Below are 20,325 nucleotides of genomic sequence, written 5' to 3'. Positions count from 1 at the left end.
AGACCAGTTGCGCTGATGATCCCTTCGCGCGACTGCTGACCCCTACGGTGAAAGGACCTCTGCGTGAAATCGTGGACCTCCCCGGACGTGCCCACTCTGCCTGTGCTGCCCGAAAACCTGCAGCTGCACGACACCTCGGCAGGGGCGCTGGTGCCGGTGGAGTCCGACGACGGCGTGGGATCCCTCTACGTCTGCGGCATCACTCCCTATGACGCCACCCACCTCGGGCATGCCAACACCTATGTGCAGTTCGACCTGCTCGTCCGCTACTGGCGGGCCGCCGGGCTGGAAGTGAACTACGTGCAGAACGTCACCGACATCGATGATCCGCTGCTCGAGCGCGCCACGGCCACCGGTGTGGACTGGTACGAGCTCGCCCAGGAACAGACCGAGCTCTTCCGCGAGGACATGGCCGCGCTGGGAGTGATCCCTCCCGACGCCTATGTGGGCGCCGTGGAGACGATCCCGGCGGTGGCTGCGGATGTGGAACGGCTGGTCAGACTGGGCATGGCCTACCCCGTGCCGGTCCCCGCCGAGGAACTCGCGAAGTCGGTCGTACCGGGCTCCGCAGAGGCCTTCGACATCTATTTCGACACCGTCCAGGTCGAAGCGGCGACTCCCTGGACTCTGGGCAGCATCGGTCACTACGACCGAGCCCAGATGGAGGAGCTCTTCCCCGAGCGCGGCGGTGACCCGCAGCGAGCCCATAAGCGCGACCCGCTGGATCCGCTGCTCTGGCGGGCACGCCGTGACGGAGAGCCGCACTGGGACGGGGGCAGCCTCGGCGAGGGGCGCCCCGGCTGGCACATCGAATGCTCCGTGATCGCCCGGGGGCATCTGCCCGCCCCGTTCATGGTCCAGGGCGGCGGCTCGGACCTGCGCTTCCCGCACCATGAGTTCAGTGCGGCCCACGCCACCGCGGCCGACGGCGTGGCGCTCGCCTCGACCTATATGCACACCGGAATGGTGGGGCTCGCCGGTGAGAAGATGTCCAAGTCCAAGGGCAACCTCGTGCTCTCCTCCCGGATGCGTGCAGAAGGAGTGGATCCCCAGATCATCCGCACGCTGCTGCTCTCGCACCACTACCGCGAGGACTGGAGCTACGCGGCGGAGCAGCTTGATCAGGCCGCGCAGCGCCTGGAGCAGTGGAACCGCGCACTGGCGGCGGCCCCGGAGACGGATGGCCACGGTGAGCTGGGCACATCCGCCGCCCAGGCCGATGATCTGCAGTACGCGCTGCACTCCGCGCTGTCCCAGAACCTCAACGCCCCGGCCGCGCTCGATCAGCTCGACATGTGGGCTGCAGGACAGCTCGCCGCAGACTCCAGCCGCCAGCGCGTCGCCGCTGTGGTCAAGGCGCTGCTGGGCATCGAGCTGCTCGCCTCGACCCCCTCCCAGAGTCTCACCGCCGCAGCGACCGAGACGCTGGGCTCGCGCTGATCCGCCGCGCGAAGGCTCAGCTCTCGGGGGGCTTGCGCTGGCGCAGGTAGCGCTCGAACTCTTGCGCGATGGCTTCGCCGCTGGCCTCGGGCAGGTTCGTCGTGTCCGTGGCCTCCTCCAGCCGCTTGACGTAGTCGGCGATCTCCGTGTCCTCCTCCGCGAGGTCGTCCACGCCGCGCTCCCAGGCCTCCGCGTCCTCGGCGACTTCGCTCTCATCCAGCGACAGGCCCAGCAGATCCTCGAGCTCACGCATGATGGCCAGCTGGGCCTTGGGCGAGGGGGCCTGCCCCACGTAGTGGGGGATCGCCGCCCACAGCGAGACCGCCGGGAGGCCGGCCTGTGCGGCAGTATGGGCCAGCACGCCCACGATGCCGGTGGGTCCCTCGTAGCTGGGCTCGTCGATGTCGAGGATCTCCTGGAGCTGCACGTCCTCGCTGGAGAGGGAGGCGGGGATCGGACGGGTGTGCGGCACGTCTGCCAGCAGCGCGCCCACCAGCACCACGCCCGAGACGCCGTTCTCCGCCGCGCGGGTCAGCAGGTCCGCGGTGAAGGCCTGCCAGCGGAAGCTCGGCTCCACGCCATGGACCAGCAGCAGGTCCACAGCGGCCCGGGGCGGTCGGGCTCGGTAGATCTTGGTCGAGGGCCAGATGATCTCGCGATGTCCGCCGGTGCTGCGCAGCTTGGGGCGGGAGAACTGGTAGTCGTAATATCCTTCGTCCTCGACCTTGCCGATCAGCTCGGCGCCGCAGGCCTGGCCCACTGCTCGGACGGCCGAGGAGGCGGCGGCGCCGGCGTCGTTCCATCCCTCGAAGACCATCACCATCACGGTGGGCCGGGAGCCGTCCCGCTCGGACTCCGCAGTGGTCGCCGCCACCGAGGCGGTGGCGCGCAGATGCTCAGCGAAACGCTGGGCAAAACCCTCGGGCACGGAAGGCTCGCGGGGCAGGCGCCCCGCCGTCTCGCCCGTGCCCTCAGGCGTGGTGTCCTCGGCTGGAATCTCTTCACTCACGCAACTCACACTAGCCCCCTGGGGTTCCCAATTGAAGCGTACGATGATGCCCATGCCTTCGACTTCCCCTTCAGCCGTGCAGACCGAAACCCGTGAGGAAGAAGCTCGTCACGACGCCGTGCCGGGAGCGGTCACGGGGGCGCTGCAGGCGGTCTTCTGGGACATGGACGGCACCCTGGTGGACACCGAGCCGTACTGGATCGCGGAGGAGCGTGGCCTCGTCGAGGCCCACGGCGGAACCTGGTCCGAGGAGCAGGCCCACAGCCTCGTGGGCCAGGCGCTGACCCACAGCGCCGCAGTGCTCCAACAGGCCGGCGTGGCGATGACCTCCCGCGAGATCATCGACCACCTGATCAGTCGGGTCGCCGCCCGGGCCCTGGTGGAGATGCCCTGGCGTCCTGGCGCCCGAGAGCTCCTCGCTGATCTCAACGCCGCCGGAGTCCGCTGCGCACTGGTGACCATGAGCGAGAAGCCGCTGGCCGAGGCCATCGTCTCTGCGCTGCCGGACGGAGCCATGGAATTCATCGTCAGCGGAGACATGGTCTCCCGCGGCAAGCCCGATCCCGAAGCCTATATCCAGGCCTTCCACCGGATCGCGGAGGATCATCACCGGCGCACCGGAGAGCAGCTGCAGATGAATCGCTGCATCGCCATCGAAGACTCAGTGCCGGGCATCGCCGCCGCTGCGAACTCGGGTCTGGTCACGGTCGCGGTCCCGCACTACACGCCCATCCCCGAGGATGAGCGGTGGCAGCTCCTGGACGGACTCGCCGGCGTGGATGCCGCAGGCCTCGAGCGTCTCCTGCCACGATGAGTCCACGCTCCGCCGGCGCCTCCCGGGGCCGGACGGCGCAGGTGCGGATCGCCGGCGTCCCGGTCCGCTTCAGGGCCTCCTGGTTCCTGGTCAGCGGTGCCATCGTGCTGCTCTTCGGGCCTCAGGTGCAGCGCATCTTCCCGGAGCTGGGCGTGCTGGCCTATGTCGTGGCCCTGGGCTACGCCGGGCTGCTGCTGCTCTCGGTGCTCGCCCATGAGCTCGCCCACGCCCTCGCCGCGCGGTCCTTCGGCTGGCCCGCCACCGAGATCGAACTCAACATCTGGGGCGGCCACACCGAATATCTCGCCCACCGCGCCACACCGGTGAAGTCCCTCGCCGTGTCCCTGGCGGGTCCTGCCGCGAACCTGGTGATCGCCGGCCTCGGCTGGTACTTCTCCGAGCTGTTCGAGGTCACCGGAGTGACCGCGCTGCTGGTCGAGGTCACCGTCCTGGTCAATTTCATGGTCGGGGTCTTCAACCTGCTGCCCGGTCTGCCCCTGGACGGCGGACGCATCGTCGAATCCGTCGTCTGGGGCGCCACGGGAAGCCAGGACCGCGGCATGCGAGCCGCGGGATGGGGCGGCCGCGTCGTCGTCGTGCTGCTGCTCAGCGGACTCGCCGCCCTGGTGATCTCCGGACTCCGAGAGGTGAGCCTGGTGGTGGTCGTGGTGGCCGTCATGGTCAGCTTCTTCCTCTGGCAGGGAGCCTCGGAGAACATCCGGGTGGCCAACGCCCGGCTGCGCAGACCGAGCTGACCAGACCGAGCTGACGAGAAGGGCTGACCAGACGGGGGCTGACCAGAACAGGCTGACGCCCCGGGCACGGTCGGAACCGCGAGACCGGACCCAGCGCCGCGTGCCTCGACAGCGATAGGCTGGATGGAGCACACCACCTCCCCGACCGCCCGGCGGTCCGGGGCATCCCAGCACCCAGAGAGCGAGACTCAGTGAGCAGCAGCGCCCCCGGCGACTCCCCGTCGACGACGACCACCGGCCCGATCGGGGCCCACATGCGCTCAGGACCGCTGCGCGCTGGTCAGCGGGTCCAGCTCACCGACCGCAGGGGCAGGCCCAGCACCATCACCCTCGCGCCCGGGGGCGAATGGCACACGCATCAGGGCGTGCTCCGCCATGATCTGCTCATCGGGGCCAGCGAAGGAATACTGGTCGCCAACGACGCGGGGCACGAATACCAGGTGCTGCGTCCGCTGCTCAACGACTTCGTGCTCTCCATGCCGCGCGGAGCCACAGTCGTCTATCCCAAGGACTCCGCACAGATCGTCCAGGTGGCTGACATCTTCCCCGGTGCGCGCGTCGTCGAGGCAGGTGTGGGCTCCGGAGCCCTGTCCATCTCGCTGCTGCGCGCCGTGGGTGATCACGGGGTGCTGCACTCCTTCGAGCGCCGCGAGGACTTCAAAGACATCGCGGTGGGCAATGTCGAGGCCTTCTTCGGCGAAGCCCACCCCGGCTGGGAGGTGTTCCTGGGGGACATGCAGGAAGAGGTCCTTGCCGTGGAACAGCCGGGCAGCGTGGACCGGGTGGTGCTGGACATGCTGGCGCCCTGGGAGTGCATCGATGCCGTGAAGACCGTGCTGGCCCCCGGCGGAGTCTGGGTCAGCTATGTCGCCACCGTGACCCAGCTGTCCCGGCTCGCCGAAGAGATCCGCGCCTCCGCAGGCTTCACCGAGCCTGAGGCCCACGAGACCATGCTGCGCACCTGGCACCTGGACGGCCTCGCCGTGCGGCCCGATCACCGCATGGTGGCGCACACCGGGTTCCTGCTCTCCGCGCGCCGGCTCGCCGATGATCAGACCCCGCTGCAGCTGAAGAAGCGTGAGAAGGTCTCCGTGGTCAGCGAGGCGGACCGCGCCGCATGGCCGGCCAACGACCCCGAGGCGGTCTGGGACGAAGCAGGACTGAAGACCCGCACCGTGTCCGGGAAGAAGGGACGCAAGGCCGCGGCCCATGCCCAGAAGATCGCCGAACAGGCCAGGGAGGTGAGCTCACGTGAGTGAGCAGGCAGACGACAAGCACACCGACGCACCCGCCCACGCGGCCCCGAGCGAGCCCCAGCAGCTGCAGTCCCGGCTGGATCAGGCCCACCGGCAGCTGGACACCCTGCGCAGCCGAGCCAGGCAGCTCGAGACCCAGCTGCAGACCGCCGGGCGCAACAACCAGCGCATGACCGACCTGCTGGAGACCACGCGCAATGAGATCTCCGAGCTGCGCAACGCCCTGCAGGCCGATGGACAGGCGCCCTTCACCTTCGGCACCGTGATCGGCTACCGTCCTGCGCACACCCAGGATCAGGGCCGCGAGATCCAGGCCGCCACGGCGGCCGGGGTGGACATCCTCCAGGCCGGACGCAAGCTGCGCGTGAGCCTCTCTCCGCTGCTGGCACCGGAGGAGCTCCAGGCCGGGGACGAGGTGCTGCTCAACGAGAACTTCACGGTCGTCGCGATCCTCGGCGCCGAAAGCACCGGCGAGCTCGCCCGGGTCAAAGAGGTGCTGCCCGACTCCCGCCTCGTGATCATCTCCCGCGGTGAGGACGAGCGGGTGGTCACGCTGACCGCCGCCGCCGAGGCCCAGGCGCAGTCCGCGGGGCTGCACAGCGCCCGAGTGGGCGACGCCGTGATGGTGGACCTGCGCACCGGCACCGCCACCGAGATCGTGCCCCTCTCCGAGGTCGAGGACGTGGTCCTGGAGGAGTCCCCGGACGTCTCCTACTCCGACATCGGCGGGCTCTCCGAGCAGATCGAGGCGATCCGCGACGCCGTGGAGCTGCCCTTCCTGCATGCCGATCTCTACCGGGAGCACGGACTGCGCGCGCCGAAGGGGATCCTGCTCTACGGCCCCCCGGGATGCGGGAAGACCATGATCGCCAAGGCCGTGGCCAGCTCCCTGGCCAGCGCCGGCCCGGGACCCGACCACACGGGCCAGGGCGAGGAACGGGACCAGAACCAGGATCAGGCGGGTGCCTTCTTCCTGAACATCAAGGGCCCCGAGCTGCTGAACAAATACGTCGGCGAGACCGAGCGGCACATCCGGGTGATCTTCTCCCGGGCCCGGGAGCGCGCCTCGGCGGGCCAGCCCGTGGTGGTCTTCTTCGACGAGATGGAGGCCCTGTTCCGCACACGCGGCAGCGGCGTCTCCTCCGATGTGGAGACCACCATCGTGCCGCAGCTGCTCGCCGAGATCGACGGTGTGGAGTCGCTGGAGAACGTGATCGTCATCGGCGCCTCCAATCGCGAGGACATGATCGACCCGGCCATCCTGCGGCCCGGACGGCTGGACGTGAAGATCCGCGTGCAGCGTCCCGGGCGGGAGGGCGCCGCAGAGATCCTCGCGATCCACCTCGGCGGCGCCGTGCCGCTGCATCCGGAGCTTCTCGCCGCCCATGGTGACCGAGCCTCGACCGTGGCCTTCCTCGTCGATGCCCTGCTGGACCGGCTCTTCCCGCGCACCCCGCAGGCCCGACTTCGGCTGATCCATGCGGACGGGACGAGCACGCCCTTCCAGGCGGCCGACTTCATGTCCGGCGCGGTGCTCAGCAACATCGTGGACCGTGCCAAGAAGACCGCGATCAAGGACTTCCTGGGTTCGGGCACAGACCCCGCGCAGAAGGGACTGACCCTCGAGCACCTCCTCAGCGCGGCCGAGGAGGAGCTTCGTGACCAGGAGGACCTGGTGAACCCCTCAGACCCACAGGCCTGGTCCCGCGTCGTCGGCGTCTCGGCCTCTCCCGTGGTGCGGATCGAGCGTCCCGCAGAGGCGAGCATCCCTGGCGCCAGGGCCACCGGTGCTGCCACCGACGCCATCGACGCCGCCGGCTCGGCCGGCCCAGCAGGTGGTGCGGGAGGTCGGCCATGAGCGTGCGCAGGCTCATCGGGATGGAGACTGAGTACGGGATCCACGCCCCGGCCAATCCGCGAGCCAGTCACGTGGCGCTCTCCATCGAGCTGGTCAATGCCTATGCCGCCCACGTCACCGAGACCGGCGGCGCGGTGGCCGGCACGGAGTGGGACTACCAGTCCGAGTCCCCGCTGGTGGACGCGCGCGGATGGGTCTTGCCACGGTCCGCGGCGCACCCCTCTCAGCTGACCGACACCGGGGAGGCGCTGACCCACGCCACCGAGCAGGAGGCAGGCCAGGGGCCGGTCCGTGATGCACTGGGCAACATCAGCGGCGGAGACCCGAGCCCCGCAGACATCGCCGGCGGCCACCACTCGCCGGGATCCCCGCACTGGCGCGGCGAATACTTCCAGCCCCGAGCGGACCAGCCCCAGCTGCTGATGAACCTGGTGCTCAGCAACGGCGCGCGGCTCTACGTGGACCATGCCCATCCGGAGTACTCCTCCCCGGAGGCCATCGGTGCGCGCCGGGCCGTGCTCTACGACGTGGCCGGTGACCGGGTGGTCCGCGCCGCGGCGGCGCGGCTGAGCCGGGAGGAGGACTCCCCGCAGGTGCTGCTCTACAAGAACAACACCGACAACAAGTCCGTCTCCTACGGCGCCCACGAGAACTATCTGCTCCCGCGCTCGCTGGACTTCGACGCCCTGGTCTCCGGGCTGCTGCCGTTCTTCGCCAGCCGGCAGGTCCTCTGCGGGGCGGGCCGAGTGGGGATCGGGCAGACCAGCGGCGAGCCGGGATATCAGATCTCCCAGCGCGCCGACTTCTTCGAGGAGGAGGTGGGACTGGAGACCACGGTCCGCCGGCCGATGATCAACACCCGCGACGAGCCACACGCCGATCATGATCGGTTCAGACGGCTGCATGTCATCATCGGGGACGCCAATATGAGCGAGTACTCCGCCTGGCTGCGCGTGGGCACCACGGCTCTGGTGCTGGACCTCATCGAATCCTCGCGCGCTCCGGAGATCACACTGAAGGACCCGGTGGCCGCGCTGAAGGCGATCTCCCATGACCCCAGCCTGCGCACCACCGTGTCCACCTCGCGCGGAGAGATGACGGCCCTGCAGATCCAGGAGCTCTACCTGCAGGCAGCCATGGACTGGGCGCAGGAGAAGACCGGCCCCCAGCACGCCCCCGCCGTCCCGGACACCGAGACGGCCGAGGTGCTCGAGGCCTGGCAGGAGCTGCTGCGAGATCTGGACCAGGATGTCTTCAGCGCCGCCGATCGGGTGGACTGGATCGCGAAGCTCTCCCTGCTGGAGTCCTACCGGCGCCGCGACGGCCTGGACTGGGACGCCCCGGTCCTGGCCATGGTGGACCTGCAGTACGCCGACCTCCGCGAGGAGAAGGGTCTCTACTACAAGCTCGCGCGGGCCGGTCGGATGCGTCGGCTCTTCACCGATCAGCAGATCGCGGCGGCGGCGGAGAGCCCGCCGGAGGAGACCCGGGCCTGGCTTCGCGGACGGATGGTGAGTCAGCATCCCGACGTCGTCGTCGGTGCCAGCTGGGACCAGATCCTGCTGCGCGCCGACGCGCTCTCCGCCACTGTGCGGCTGGCGCTGCCTGACCCGTATGCAGCCACCCGCGCAGACGCGGAGAATACACTTGTCAGCGCAGCGACCAACGCGGACCTCATCACCGGTCTCCAGCGCATGCTGGGCCGGTGACGCTGCTCGGCCACCGAAGGAGAGAACCATGTCCACTCAACCTCAGAAGCGTCCACAGGGCGGCGACGACGACGGCGCGGGGGCCGGCGCCGAGAGTCCGCTCAGCGGCAGCGCCCAGGCGCAGAAGCGCGCCGGCGAGCTGGACAGCCTCCTGGACGAGATCGATTCGGTGCTGGAGTCCAACGCCGAGGAGTTCGTCAAGGGATTCGTGCAGAAGGGCGGCGAGTAGCCCGCCATGGATCGTCGAGTCTTCGGGGTGGAGACTGAGTTTGGGATCACCCACCACGGTGCCGAGCACCGCGGACTGCCGCCCGAGGAGGTGGCCCGATACATCTTCCGGCCGGTGCTGCGCTGGGGGCGAAGCTCCAATGTCTTCATCCCCAACGCGTCGCGGCTCTATCTGGACGTGGGATCGCACCCGGAATACGCGACTGCCGAATGCGATGATCTGCTGGACCTGATCGCCGCAGACCGCGCCGGCGAGCTGATCATGGACGACCTCGCCCAGCGCGCCGAGACGGCCATGGCCGAGGACGGCTTCGCGGGCAGCGTCTACCTGCTCAAGAACAACGTGGACTCCCAGGGCAACTCCTACGGCAGTCACGAGAACTACATGATTCCGCGCACCACGCACTTCCGTCGGCTCACGACGATCCTGCTGCCCTTCCTGGTGACGCGACAGATCCTCGTCGGCGCCGGGCGGCTCGTGCCGGCCACCGATGAGACCGACGCGCACTATGCCTTCTCTCAGCGTGCCGACCACATGTGGGAGGGCATCTCTTCGGCGACCACCCGCTCGCGCCCCATCATCAACACCCGGGACGAGCCGCATGCCGACGCGGCGCTGCACCGGCGGCTGCATGTGATCGTCGGGGACTCGAACATGTCCGAGACCACGAGCCTGCTGCGCTACGGCGCCACGGACCTGGTGCTGCGCATGGTCGAGTCCGGCGTGCCGGTCGGGGACTTCGAGCTGGAGAACCCGATCGGGGCCATCCGCCACATCAGCCACGACATCAGCGGAAAGGCCACGGTCAAGGTCCGCAGCGGCCCTGAGATGACCGCTGTGGACATCCAGTCGGGACTGCTGGACCGCGCCCGCCGCTTCGTCCGCGAGAACGGGGCCCACCACGAGAGGGTGGGGCAGATCCTGGAGCTCTGGGAGCGCACACTGCAGGCGGTGGCCAGCGGGGACCATGCGCCGATCGAGCGGGACATCGACTGGGCCATCAAGAAGCGCCTGCTGGAGGATGTCGCCGCCCGCGGAGGCCTCGCCCAGGGTCATCCGAAGCTGGAGCAGCTGGACATGGCCTATCACGACGTCCATCCCCGGCGCGGGGTGTTCAACCTGCTCGCCGCCCACGGCCGGGCGAGCACCCAGCTCGAGCCGGAGCGGATCCAGCGCGCCATCGTGGATCCGCCGGCCACCACCCGCGCCGCGCTGCGCGGGCGGTTCCTCTCCACCGCCCGAGCCCTCGGGGCGGAGCACACCGTGGACTGGGTGCACCACAAGCTGGTGGACCGTCCGCTGGACGCGCTGATGTTCAAGGATCCGCTCCTGGCGGAGGATCCCCGCCTGGACACGCTGCTGGGCAAGCTGGGGGACCGGGTTGAACAGCTGCAGGAGCAGGACCTGGGCGAGCGTCGCGAACAGCCCGGACCGCTGGCACTGACGGAGCGGTATCGGCTTGGTTCTGCCCGGGAGCTTGCTGAGCCTCCGCTGATCTGACGAACCAGGTATCCGGCCTGTACAGTTCTGGCAGGCCCAGACCGTCCCATGCCCATGTGACCGTCGCCGTCCCAGTTGGTCGCTGTCCACATTGAAGGAATCCCCGTGCACCTTTCGTTCCGCCGCACCAGCGTGGCACTGTCCGTCCCTGCCGTGCTGCTGCTGTCCTCCTGCTCCGCCGAGGAGGGTCTGGGCGACACCGATGCCCTCTCCGGCGTCGAGCTGCACTACACCGAGGAGGGGGCCCCCGAGGTCATCCTGCGCAGCCCGCTGGAGCTCGAGGAGGAGGCGTCCCGAGTGCTCGACCGTGGAGACGGGGAGGACCTCGACGAGGAGCAGATCCTGGAGGTCTCCCACGCCGTGGTGAACCCCGAGACCGGCGAGGTCCAGGAGCAGAGCTTCACCGAGGGCAGTCCCTCGATGGTCTTCCTGCCGCAGATGCAGGAGCAGAGCGAGTTCATCTTCGACTCGCTGACCGACACCGAGCTCACCGTGGGATCCGAGATCGCACTTTTCGAGCCGGAGAACGCCGAGGCGCAGACGCCCGCCACGCTGCTGGTGCTGCGGGTCGAGGGCCAGTCCCAGGCCTACGCCTCAGGTGAGGAGCAGGAGCAGAGCGGCGACCTCCCCGAGATCGAGAGCACCGAGGGCGAGCGTCCCGAGCTGGTCGGCGAGACCGAGGGTGACGCCCCCGAGGAGACCACCGCCGAGGTCCTCATCCAGGGTGACGGCGAAGAGGTCAGCGCCGACGATCAGGTCGTCGTGCGCTACTCCGGCTGGAAATGGTCCGACGGCGAGTCCTTCGACTCCAACTGGCCCACCGACGACGAAGAGGCCGACCCGGGCCCGGCAGGATTCCCGCTGAGCAACCTGGTGCCCGGATGGTCCGAGGGCCTCGAGGGCCAGCAGGTCGGCTCCCGCGTTCTCCTGGTCATCCCGCCCGAAGCAGGCTACGGCGAGGTGGATGAGGATGCCGAGGACGACGCCCAGCATGAGCTGGCCGGGGAGACCCTGATCTTCGTGGTGGACCTGATCGCCGCTGCCGACGCCCCGGAGGCCGCAGCCGCACCCGCCCCAGAGACGGGCCAGCCCGACCTCTCCGAAGAAGAGATCCAAGAGATGATCGAAGAGATGCAGAATGAGCAGGACGGCGCCGAGGGATCCGGCGACGCCGACAGCAGTGAAGCCGACCAGAGCGAAGAGGAGACCGACTGATGTCCTTCGGCCAGCGCAGCTATGACCGCACCCGCCCCGAGATCGACTTCCCCGGGGACACCCCGCCCGAGGAGCTCGTCATCGAGGAGCTCATCTCCGGCGGCGGTCAGGCCGTGGAGCCCGGCGACCAGATCTCCTGCCACTACGTCGGAGTCTCCTGGTCCACCGGTGAGGAGTTCGATGCCTCCTGGAACCGCGGCGAGACGCTTGACTTCACCGCCGGCATCGGCCAGGTCATCCAGGGCTGGGACCAGGGACTGATCGGGATGAAGGAGGGCGCACGGCGTCGCTTCGAGATCCCGCCGCACCTGGCCTACGGGGAACAGGGCGCCGGCGCGGCCATCGGCCCCAATGAGACCCTGATCTTCGTGGTGGACCTGGTCAGCGTCCGCAAGGCGTCCTGACCAGTCGCTGTGACAGAGAAGGATCGCGCCGGCACCGCTGAGCCGCCCCAGGACGTCTTCGCCGACTACGGCGTGGCGCGCGCCTTCTCACTGGCGGCGAGCATCCTCGATGCAGGCAGCGGCGGACTGACCAAGACCGAGATCCGTGACCGGGTGGAACACTACCGGTCCCTCGGCGCGGACCAGTCCGAGGATGCCTGGGAACGCCTCTTCAGCCGCGACAAGGAGCATCTGCGCAGCTGCGGCATCGCCATCGCCGAACCCGCATCCGACCGCGAGGACCACCGCTACCGCATCGACCCGAGCGACTACGGACTGCCCACGCTGCAGCTCGACGACGCCGAGATGCTGGTCCTCGCCCGCGCGAGCCAGCTCTGGGCCGGCAGCCGGACCCGGTCCTGGCTGGAGCAGGCGAGCTGGGCGCTGGCACCTGCAGCAGGCGAGACGTCTCTCGGCGGCGACTCGGCAGGCGCACTGAGCTTCAACCTGGGCAGCGACGAAGAGTTCGACCGGCTCACTGAGCTCGCCGCACTGGATCACCGCCAGGTCATCGGGTTCGACTACACCGCGCGGGGGGCCGCCGAGCCGGCGCGCCGACGCGTGGTGCTGCTGAACTACGCCGCCCGAGGCCACTGGTATCTGATCGGGCACGACCTGGACAGGAACGCCCGGCGGGTCTTCCGGCTCGACCGGGTTCACGGGCCGCTCACTGCGCTGCGACCGGAGCCGGCGCTGACCGAGGAGCAGCGCCGCGCCCTGTCCGAGACGGAGGCCGACGCGACCCTGGAGGACTTCAGCGGAGCCGAGGACCCCGCCGACGTGCTGCGTGGAGTGATCGAAGCCCATGGGGCGCCGGCCCCCGTCGTACCCCGCCTGGCCGCCCCGGCCCCGGCCCGTCAGGCCGACCCGGCGCAGCGCAAGGTCGAACGCGTGTTCTCCATGGCCGCCTACCTCCTGGCCGCAGAAGGGGTGCGCCCCTCTGAGCTGCTGCGCAGGCACCAGATCTCGCCCAAGCAGCTGCTCAAGGACCTGCTGTCCATCCAGCAGTCGGGCAGCTTCGGAGCGGGCCAGTACGGCGAGTTCATCGACGTCCATCCCGCGCCACCGCTGAACCTGCAGACATTCATCCAGGACTACCTCGTCGCCGATGAGCCGATCACCCTCGCCATGCCCTCCGCGCGCACCGGTGACGTGCTGGCCCGCCCGCTGACGCTGACCAAACCAGGCGCGCTCTCCCTGCTGATCGCACTGAACACCATGATCAGCGAGGCCGGGGTCGGAGCGGAGGCCGGTGACTGGCGCGGCGCGGTGGTGACGCTCCGTCAGAAGGTCACCACGGTGCTGCCGCCCGGACTGCACCAGGCGGCCCTTCAGGTGGTCGCAGGTGCGCAGACGCAGACTCATGACGCCGCTGCGCTGCGGGAGGCCGTGCAGGGCGGCTACTGTCTGGAGATCCTCTACGAAGACGCCGCAGGTGCCACCACCCGTCGTGTCGTCGAGCCCACGCAGATCTACATGGACGGACCGCGCACCTACCTGCAGGGCTGGTGCCGACTGTCCCGAGGGCCGCGGAACTTCCTCGGGTCCAGAATCCTGGAGCTCACCGCCCTGCCGCGGGAGCCGATCAGCGAGGAGGGCCGACGACTGGCGGAGCTGCCCACAGAGCCTCCGCGACCACCGCAGAGCAGCGGAGCCTTCGACGTCGTGCTCCGTTTCTCTCCGGCTGCCGCCGCGCTGGCCGACCGCTACTGCCCGCAGCGCCAGCGGGTCCACGCCGATGGTGCGAGGACCATCAGCACGTGGTTCCAGAGCCGCGAGGCGCTGATCCGGCTGTGCCTGCAGCACGGGGGCGATCTGAGCGTGCTGGCCCCTGTCGAGATCCGCCACGAGATCCTCGAGCGGGCTCGGACTGAGCTGTCTGCCCGCGCCGGATCAGTGGCGTAGCATTGGCCTCGACGAAAGGAAGTCATCATGGGTATCCAAGGCTGGCAGATCGCGATCATCGCGCTGCTCATCATCCTGCTCTTCGGAGCCCCGAAGCTGCCCAAGCTGGCCAAATCACTGGGCCAGTCGATGCGCATCTTCCGGTCCGAGGTGCGCACCATGAGCGATGAGTCGCGCAGGAGCTCCGACGACTCCGCCACGAGCTCAGAGGACCGCGAGCACGAGCGCGCCCCCGTCGAGGGCCGTGTGCTCAACCCCGATGACCCCACGGCGGAGCGGCGCCGCTCCGCTGACCGGGAGCAGCGCGGAGACCACCGCTAAGCCCCATGGCCAGCAGGCAGAAGAGGCGTCGCGACCCTGAGCGGACGATGGCCCTGAAGGATCACCTCCGTGAGCTGCGAAACCGGTTCATCAAGGCCGCGCTGGGCATCGTCGCTGGCGCCGTCGCCGGATTCTTCCTCTATGACTGGCTGGTCCAGGTGCTGGCAGAACCGATCCTGGGATACGACCGTGACGGTCAGCTGGCCGAGATCGCCTTCAACACGGTCGGCGGCCCGCTGGATCTGCTGATCCGGCTGTCCCTGTTCGTGGGCATCGTGATCTCCTCGCCCATCTGGCTCTACCAGATCTGGGCGTTCATCATGCCCGGTCTGAAGAAGACCGAGAAGCGCTACGCGGTCGGATTCATCGCCGCCTCCGTGCCGCTGTTCCTCGCCGGCATCGCGGCCGCCTACAGCGTGCTCCCGCAGGCCGTGGGCTTCTTCCTGGCGCTGAATCCCGAGGGCACCTCCAGCGTCATCAATCCCGACACCTACTTCACCTTCGTGCTGCACCTCTTCCTGGCCTTCGGCGTCGCCATGGTGATCCCCGTCGTGCTGGTCGGGGTGAACATGATGGGCCTGGTCACCGGCAGACAGGTGCTCAGGGCCTGGCGCGGTGTGATCATGCTGATCGCCGTGATCTCCGCGCTGGCGGCCCCCGGGGGAGATGCTGTGAGCATGTTCTTCCTCGCGTTGCCGCTGACCGTCCTCTTCGGAGTGGCCATCCTGCTGTGCCTGCTCAACGACAAGCGTCGCGGCAGGCGCGAGGCCGCCACAGAGGCGGAGATGGAACAGCTGATCCGGGACTGATCCGGGACTGATCCGGGACTGCCCCGGGACTGAACCGGGCCGCCCCGCAGCCGCCCCGCCAGCAGCCGCTCAGCCAGCCTCCGGAGATCCGCGCTCAGCCCTGGGCCGCGGACTGGGCGCGAAGCGCGCGCAGCAGGTGATCCTGCTCCTCGATCAGCAGTCGCCGCAGCGCGCCGGGCGCCTCGGCGTTCTCCGTGAGCCAGCGCGCCGTGCGCAGCACCAGCGGATGGTCCTCGGGCACCTGTCCCTCCTCGAGATCCTGCGCTCCGGGGTAGAGGCCTGAGATGACCCGGGTGGCCTGCCCCTGACTCATCTGTTCCCAGACACGGACCAGCGAGTCGAAATAGTCCGCGGTGCGTCCGGCGACCAGCGCCTGCGCGGCCGGGTCTGCGGCGATGCCGAAGCCCTCCACCGTAGCGGTGAGATGGTCATTGGAGAGTTCACGGCCCTCCGCGTCGATTCCGCTGAGCGCCTGCTCGAAGGCCGCCGCCTTCACCCGCCGATCTGGCCGCGCGGCCGAGGCCAGTCGGTGCGCGATCCGGGCCCGGGCCGTGGTCTTGGCCGCGAGCTCCGCATCGAGCTGGCCGGTGTCCACTCGCCCGTGGGCGGCCAGAGCCTGCAGGAACGCCCAGCGCAGCTCCTCGTCGATGCGCAGACCGGAGATGCCGAAGTCGGCGGCGGAGCCGTCGAGCAGAGCTTCCAGCAGGTCCAGCTGCGAGTCCTCCCGCCGGGAGAGCGTGGCGAGGCTCCTGGCGAGAGCTCGCTGATGATCGCCGGAGGTCCTGGTCAGCTCGCCCGCCAGCCGCGCGGCGAGCTCCTGCTGCAGCGCGTCCCGATGTCGAGCCGGGGTGAAGCGCTCCAGCGCCGTGAGCGACTGTCGCAGCAGCCCCTGGACGACGACGATCTCCTCGATGTCCAGGCCCAGCGTCTGCACCGCCGTGAGGAACTTCCGGGCGGAGAGCTCGCCGTCGCGCACCATGGACCACAGTGCTGCCCACACGGTGGCCCGCGCCAGCGGATCCGCCACCGGCCAGGTCAGCACGGCCGCCACCGACTCCGCGTCGAGGCTGATCTTGGCGTAGGTCAGATCATTCTCGTTGGGCAGCACCAGCCGCGGACGTCCCGCAGGGACGCGCAGCGCCGGAACCTCGGTGAGCCCCTCGGGCGCGGACGGGTCCAGGAAGACCTCTGCGACGGCCTCGAGTCTGAGCACCTGCGCAGCTGCATCCAAGGCATGCACGCCGACACGGATCCGGTGCGGGCGCGCCACCGAGGCTCCGCTGGCAGGGTCGATGCCTTGCTGGCGGACCGCCACGCCCCCGGCGGGGGAGTCCTGAATCTCCGCCGCGAGCACCGGGACCCCCGCGGTCTGCAGCCAGGCCCGCGCCCAGCTGTCCATGTTCACGCCGGTGACCTCCTCCAGCACGGCGAGGAAGTCGGCCAGGGTGGCATTGCCGAAGGCATGCCGGGCGAAGTAGCGCCGCGCGGCCTCGCGGAAGGAGTCACGTCCGGTGTAGGCCGCCAGCTGCTTGAGCACTGAGGCCCCCTTGGCGTAGGTGATCCCGTCGAAGTTCTGGTCGGCCGCCTCGAGGTCACCGATGTCAGCGACGATCGGATGGGTGGTGGGCAGCTGATCCTGCACATAGGCCCAGGCCTTGCGACCGTTGGCGAAGGAGATCCAGGAAGTTCTCCAGTCCGTGGCCTCATCCACTGCGAGCGAGCCCATGTAGTCCGCGAAGGACTCCTTGAGCCACAGGTCGTCCCACCAGTGCATGGTCACCAGGTCGCCGAACCACATGTGCGCCATCTCATGCATCAGCGTGTTGGCGCGGGTCTCATGCTGCGCGTCGGTGGTGGCAGTGTCGAAGACGTACTTCTCGGTGAACGTGACGAGTCCCGGATTCTCCATCGCGCCGAGGTTGTACTCCGGGACGAAGACCTGGTCGTACTTGCCCCAGGGATAGGGGAACGCGAACTCGGCGTGGAAGAAGTCCAGGCCGCGCCGGGTCAGCTCCAGCAGCGTCTCGGCGTCGAAGTGCTCCGCCAGGGAGGCGCGGCACAGCAGCCCGAGTTCGATCTGCAGGGGATCGTGCCCGGGTACGTCCCCTGGCTGCGCGGCCGCTCCGGGGTGGGTGTACTGTCCCGTCACGTGGTGATAGGGACCGGCCAGCAGGGCCGTGATGTAGGAGGACATTCGCGGGGTCTTCCCGAACCTCACGCGCACCAGGGGCTCCCGGTCCGCCTCCGTCCCACCGGCAGGCAGGGTCGGACCCGCTGCCAGGACTTCACGGGAGACCTCGGCGCTGTTCGAGCGCAGCTGCCAGCTCTGCGGCCCGATGAGGGAGAAGCTGAACTGCGCTTTGAGGTCAGGCTGCTCGAAGACCGGGAACACGCGTCGTGAATCGGCAGGCTCGTACTGGGTGTAGAGATAGACCTGCCCGTCGGCGGGGTCCACGAACCGGTGGAGCCCCTCACCCGAACGGGAGTATCGGGCGGTCGAGGAGATCTCCACGATGTTCTCCGCGCGCAGCTGCGGCAGCCGGATGCGGGCCGGACCGACATGTGACTGCGGGTCCAGCCCCTCTCCGTTGAGCACCAGGGACTCCACAGAGGCGCCCAGGTGATCCAAGAAGGTCTCGGCGCCGGGGCGGGCGGTGAAATGGATCCTGGTGTGCACGGGGTAGGTCACCGACGCGGCCGCGCCCGCCTCGGCGAGGTCCACCTCCACCTCATAGTGCTGCACGCTCAGCAGGGCGCTGCGCCGGGCAGCCTCGTCCCGGCTCAGGTTCTCTACATCGGCACGGGGGAATGCAAGCTCAGGATCCATCCTGCCATTCAAGCAGAAGCCGGCTCCGGAGTCCGATCACTTCCGCCGTGCGTGCAGAAGCTTCTCGTCCACCGGAGCGGTCGGGGAGGCGCGCAGTGCGCGGTAGTACTCCATGGACTCCTCCTGTCGCCTCGCCTCGGAGCCCGAGGTGATCTCCATGCGCACATGCTCGGGGGAGTAGCCGAAGGAGTCGACGATGTCCTGGGCGTGGGGACGCAGGCGTCGAAGCAGCCGGTTGATGTACGGGCTCAGGGTTCGCGCACGCTGATCCGAGATGCGACCGTTGAGCAGGTACCAGTCGAGGGTCTCCTCGATGCGGGTCAGCGCGTAGAGGTCGCGCAGCCAGGTCATGATCTGCTTCGTTCCCGGATCGCTCACCCGCTCCAGGGCATCGGTGAAGGACTCCCAGAGCAGCAGATCAGCATGGGCCTTGGCCGCGTTGATGATCTCGAACTGATGCTCGTTGAAGATCGCCGCCTGCTTCGCGGCGGGCAGCTTCGAGGCTGAGCGGAGCTCGCCGGCCACATCGATGACCATCTGCCGAGACCGCTCGGTGAGCAGCTGGCGCTGCACCTCGGCCTGCTTGAACCAGTTGGCGCTGCGCCGCTCATCGCCGGTGTCCTGCACGGACTGGAAGGTGCGCCGCAGACCGAAGCGGTTCATCACGGTGGACTGCGCCTGGTTGGCCACGAAGCGGGAGAGCGCACCGAAGTCGGCATCTTTGAACTCGGCGGCGTAGTCGCTGAGCAGACGCTTTGCGACCAGCTGGAGCAGCACGTTGTTGTCACCTTCGAAGGTGGCATAGACATCGAGGTCAGCGCGCAGCGAGACCAGCCTGTTCTCGGAGATGAAGCCCGCCCCGCCGCACGCCTCGCGGGCCTCCTGCAGGGTGTCCAGGGCGTGCCAGGTGGTGACGGACTTGATCGCCGCGGCGAGGGTCTCCAGCTCCTGACGGTTCTCATCGGAGTCATCCTTGCCGGAGAACACGTCGTCGAGCTTGGTCAGCAGGTTCTCGTGGGCGAAGTTCGCCGCAAAGGTCGTGGCCAGCCGCGGCAGCAGTCGCCGCTGGTGCAGCTGGTAGTCCAGCAGCACCTCCTCCTCGATGGTGGAGGAGGCATTGAACTGGCGGCGCTGATTGCCGTAGGTGATCGCGCCGATGAGGGCGAGCTTCGACGCCGCCACCGAGGCGCCGGTCAGCGAGACGCGCCCCTGCACCAGGGTGCCGAGCATGGTGAAGAAGCGCCGACCGGGAGAGTCGATGGGGGAGGTGTAGGTCCCGTCCGCGGCCACGTCGCCGTAGCGGTTGAGCAGGTTCGTCCGGGGGACCCGGACCTTCTCGAAGGTGAAGCACCCGTTGTCCACCCCGTTCAGGCCGCCCTTCTGGCCCTCGTCGGTGATGGTGATGCCTTCAAGCGGCTGACCGTCCTCGTCCCGGATATGGGTGTAGAGGCAGTGCACCCCGTGGTTGACCCCGTTGGTGATCAGCTGGGCGAATACGACGGCGTCCTTGGCGTCATTCGCCGCATTGCCCAGGTAGCGCTTGGTCGCCGCGGGGAACGGAGTGTCGAGGACGAACTCCTCGGTGTCCGGGTCATAGGTCGCGGTGGTGCCGATGGCGGCGACGTCGGAGCCGTGCCCGAACTCGGTCATCGCGAAGGCGCCCGGAGCAGAGAGGTCCATGGTGCCGGGAAGGAATCTGCGGTGGTGATCCTCGGATCCCAGGTGCATCACGGCGGCGGCGAAGAGTCCCCACTGGACACCGGCCTTGATCTGCAGGGAGGGGTCCGCTGTGACGAGCTCCTCGAAGGCGGCGATGTTGGCCCCATGCGCGTCGGAACCACCGAACTCCCTGGGGAAGGCGCGGTGCACGGCACCGTCCTCGGCGAGCAGATGCATCTGCTTGAAGACGCGCTCGCGGTGATCTTCCTTGCTCTGTCCTTCGATCTTGTGGAACGCAGGATCCTTCATCAGCGTGCGGGCCGCCCGGCGAGTGTCGGCGAACCGGCCGAGCAGGACATCCTCCATCACCTTCTTGTCCACCCGGGGCTCCCCGACGGAGTCGGCAGTCTCGTGGGCGTCGACGGGGTCGGTGACCTGGTGATGTGACATGGGGGTCTCCTCAGAGCGTGGATGAGCGGGCGGCGCACTCGAATGATCAGTGATCCTGCACACAAAATAGTCTATGATACTGACCAGTAACAAATGCAAGACCTGTCGGACCTGCTGACCAGGCTG

At 68.8% G+C, this 20,325-nt stretch carries 16 protein-coding genes; 13 read left to right on the top strand and 3 right to left on the bottom strand.

Annotation, left to right across the window (positions count from 1 at the left end; genetic code table 11):
* Positions 1-63: 63 nt before the first annotated feature.
* Positions 64-1,440, top strand: a complete 1,377-nt coding sequence (gene mshC, locus H4W27_RS06235) for a cysteine--1-D-myo-inosityl 2-amino-2-deoxy-alpha-D-glucopyranoside ligase (RefSeq protein WP_192595165.1) — start codon at positions 64-66, stop codon at positions 1,438-1,440.
* 16 nt (positions 1,441-1,456) lie between these two features.
* Here the strand turns inward: mshC and H4W27_RS06230 are convergent, their stop codons facing one another.
* Entirely contained in the window at positions 1,457-2,449 is a 993-nt protein-coding gene (locus H4W27_RS06230) for a PAC2 family protein (protein ID WP_318782197.1), read from the bottom strand.
* Positions 2,450-2,501: 52 nt separating this feature from the next.
* Between H4W27_RS06230 and H4W27_RS06225 the strand changes: the two genes are divergently transcribed.
* The 12 genes from H4W27_RS06225 (at position 2,502) to tatC (ending at position 15,263) form a co-directional block, all read left to right on the top strand.
* On the top strand, positions 2,502-3,263 hold the full coding sequence (locus H4W27_RS06225; RefSeq protein ID WP_192595164.1) for an HAD family hydrolase: 762 nt from the start codon (positions 2,502-2,504) through the stop codon (positions 3,261-3,263).
* Positions 3,260-4,018 (top strand): site-2 protease family protein, encoded by a 759-nt coding sequence (locus tag H4W27_RS06220; protein WP_192595163.1) that lies wholly within the window; start codon positions 3,260-3,262, stop codon positions 4,016-4,018. The genes H4W27_RS06225 and H4W27_RS06220 overlap by 4 nt, the downstream gene beginning before the upstream one ends.
* A gap of 254 nt (positions 4,019-4,272) precedes the next feature.
* Positions 4,273-5,277, top strand: a complete 1,005-nt coding sequence (locus H4W27_RS06215; protein ID WP_192596465.1) for a tRNA (adenine-N1)-methyltransferase — start codon at positions 4,273-4,275, stop codon at positions 5,275-5,277.
* A complete protein-coding gene (arc, locus tag H4W27_RS06210) occupies positions 5,270-7,132 on the top strand; it encodes a proteasome ATPase (RefSeq protein WP_318782196.1) in 1,863 nt (620 codons plus the stop codon). The genes H4W27_RS06215 and arc overlap by 8 nt, the downstream gene beginning before the upstream one ends.
* The gene (gene dop / locus H4W27_RS06205) at positions 7,129-8,841 is read left to right on the top strand and encodes a depupylase/deamidase Dop (protein ID WP_192595162.1); all 1,713 of its coding nucleotides are present in this window, start codon (positions 7,129-7,131) and stop codon (positions 8,839-8,841) included. Before arc ends, dop begins: the two co-directional genes overlap by 4 nt.
* 28 nt (positions 8,842-8,869) lie before the next feature.
* Complete coding sequence (locus tag H4W27_RS06200; protein ID WP_192595161.1) at positions 8,870-9,070, top strand: ubiquitin-like protein Pup; 201 nt, start codon at positions 8,870-8,872, stop codon at positions 9,068-9,070.
* A 6-nt stretch (positions 9,071-9,076) separates the two neighbouring features.
* Positions 9,077-10,570, top strand: coding sequence for a Pup--protein ligase (gene pafA, locus H4W27_RS06195; protein WP_192595160.1), 1,494 nt, complete (start codon positions 9,077-9,079; stop codon positions 10,568-10,570).
* A 105-nt stretch (positions 10,571-10,675) separates the two neighbouring features.
* Positions 10,676-11,785, top strand: a complete 1,110-nt coding sequence (locus H4W27_RS06190) for an FKBP-type peptidyl-prolyl cis-trans isomerase (protein WP_192595159.1) — start codon at positions 10,676-10,678, stop codon at positions 11,783-11,785.
* The gene (locus H4W27_RS06185) at positions 11,785-12,189 is read left to right on the top strand and encodes an FKBP-type peptidyl-prolyl cis-trans isomerase (protein ID WP_192595158.1); all 405 of its coding nucleotides are present in this window, start codon (positions 11,785-11,787) and stop codon (positions 12,187-12,189) included. Before H4W27_RS06190 ends, H4W27_RS06185 begins: the two co-directional genes overlap by 1 nt.
* A gap of 9 nt (positions 12,190-12,198) precedes the next feature.
* Positions 12,199-14,133, top strand: coding sequence for a helix-turn-helix transcriptional regulator (locus H4W27_RS06180; RefSeq protein ID WP_192595157.1), 1,935 nt, complete (start codon positions 12,199-12,201; stop codon positions 14,131-14,133).
* Between the two features lie 27 nt (positions 14,134-14,160).
* A complete protein-coding gene (gene tatA, locus H4W27_RS06175; protein ID WP_225939023.1) occupies positions 14,161-14,454 on the top strand; it encodes a Sec-independent protein translocase subunit TatA in 294 nt (97 codons plus the stop codon).
* Positions 14,455-14,501: 47 nt separating this feature from the next.
* On the top strand, positions 14,502-15,263 hold the full coding sequence (gene tatC / locus H4W27_RS06170; RefSeq protein ID WP_192595156.1) for a twin-arginine translocase subunit TatC: 762 nt from the start codon (positions 14,502-14,504) through the stop codon (positions 15,261-15,263).
* A gap of 94 nt (positions 15,264-15,357) precedes the next feature.
* Here tatC and pepN read toward each other — a convergent pair whose 3' ends face one another.
* Complete coding sequence (pepN, locus tag H4W27_RS06165) at positions 15,358-18,090, bottom strand: aminopeptidase N (protein ID WP_192595155.1); 2,733 nt, start codon at positions 18,088-18,090, stop codon at positions 15,358-15,360.
* 36 nt (positions 18,091-18,126) lie between these two features.
* Positions 18,127-20,199, bottom strand: a complete 2,073-nt coding sequence (locus H4W27_RS06160; protein WP_192595154.1) for an acyl-CoA dehydrogenase family protein — start codon at positions 20,197-20,199, stop codon at positions 18,127-18,129.
* Positions 20,200-20,325 lie beyond the last annotated feature (126 nt).

Source organism: Nesterenkonia lutea (assembly GCF_014873955.1).
GTDB lineage: Bacteria > Actinomycetota > Actinomycetes > Actinomycetales > Micrococcaceae > Nesterenkonia > Nesterenkonia lutea.
This window is presented reverse-complemented; position numbering and strand designations above follow the sequence as displayed.

Coding starts and splice junctions, on each gene's coding strand:
- H4W27_RS06225 (WP_192595164.1), top strand. CDS start 2,502: ATGCCTTCGACTTCCCCTTCAGCCGTGCAGACCGAAACCCGTGAGGAA.
- H4W27_RS06220 (WP_192595163.1), top strand. CDS start 3,260: ATGAGTCCACGCTCCGCCGGCGCCTCCCGGGGCCGGACGGCGCAGGTG.
- H4W27_RS06215 (WP_192596465.1), top strand. CDS start 4,273: ATGCGCTCAGGACCGCTGCGCGCTGGTCAGCGGGTCCAGCTCACCGAC.
- dop (WP_192595162.1), top strand. CDS start 7,129: ATGAGCGTGCGCAGGCTCATCGGGATGGAGACTGAGTACGGGATCCAC.
- H4W27_RS06200 (WP_192595161.1), top strand. CDS start 8,870: ATGTCCACTCAACCTCAGAAGCGTCCACAGGGCGGCGACGACGACGGC.
- pafA (WP_192595160.1), top strand. CDS start 9,077: ATGGATCGTCGAGTCTTCGGGGTGGAGACTGAGTTTGGGATCACCCAC.
- H4W27_RS06185 (WP_192595158.1), top strand. CDS start 11,785: ATGTCCTTCGGCCAGCGCAGCTATGACCGCACCCGCCCCGAGATCGAC.
- tatA (WP_225939023.1), top strand. CDS start 14,161: ATGGGTATCCAAGGCTGGCAGATCGCGATCATCGCGCTGCTCATCATC.
- tatC (WP_192595156.1), top strand. CDS start 14,502: ATGGCCCTGAAGGATCACCTCCGTGAGCTGCGAAACCGGTTCATCAAG.
- pepN (WP_192595155.1), bottom strand. CDS start 18,090: ATGGATCCTGAGCTTGCATTCCCCCGTGCCGATGTAGAGAACCTGAGC.
- H4W27_RS06160 (WP_192595154.1), bottom strand. CDS start 20,199: ATGTCACATCACCAGGTCACCGACCCCGTCGACGCCCACGAGACTGCC.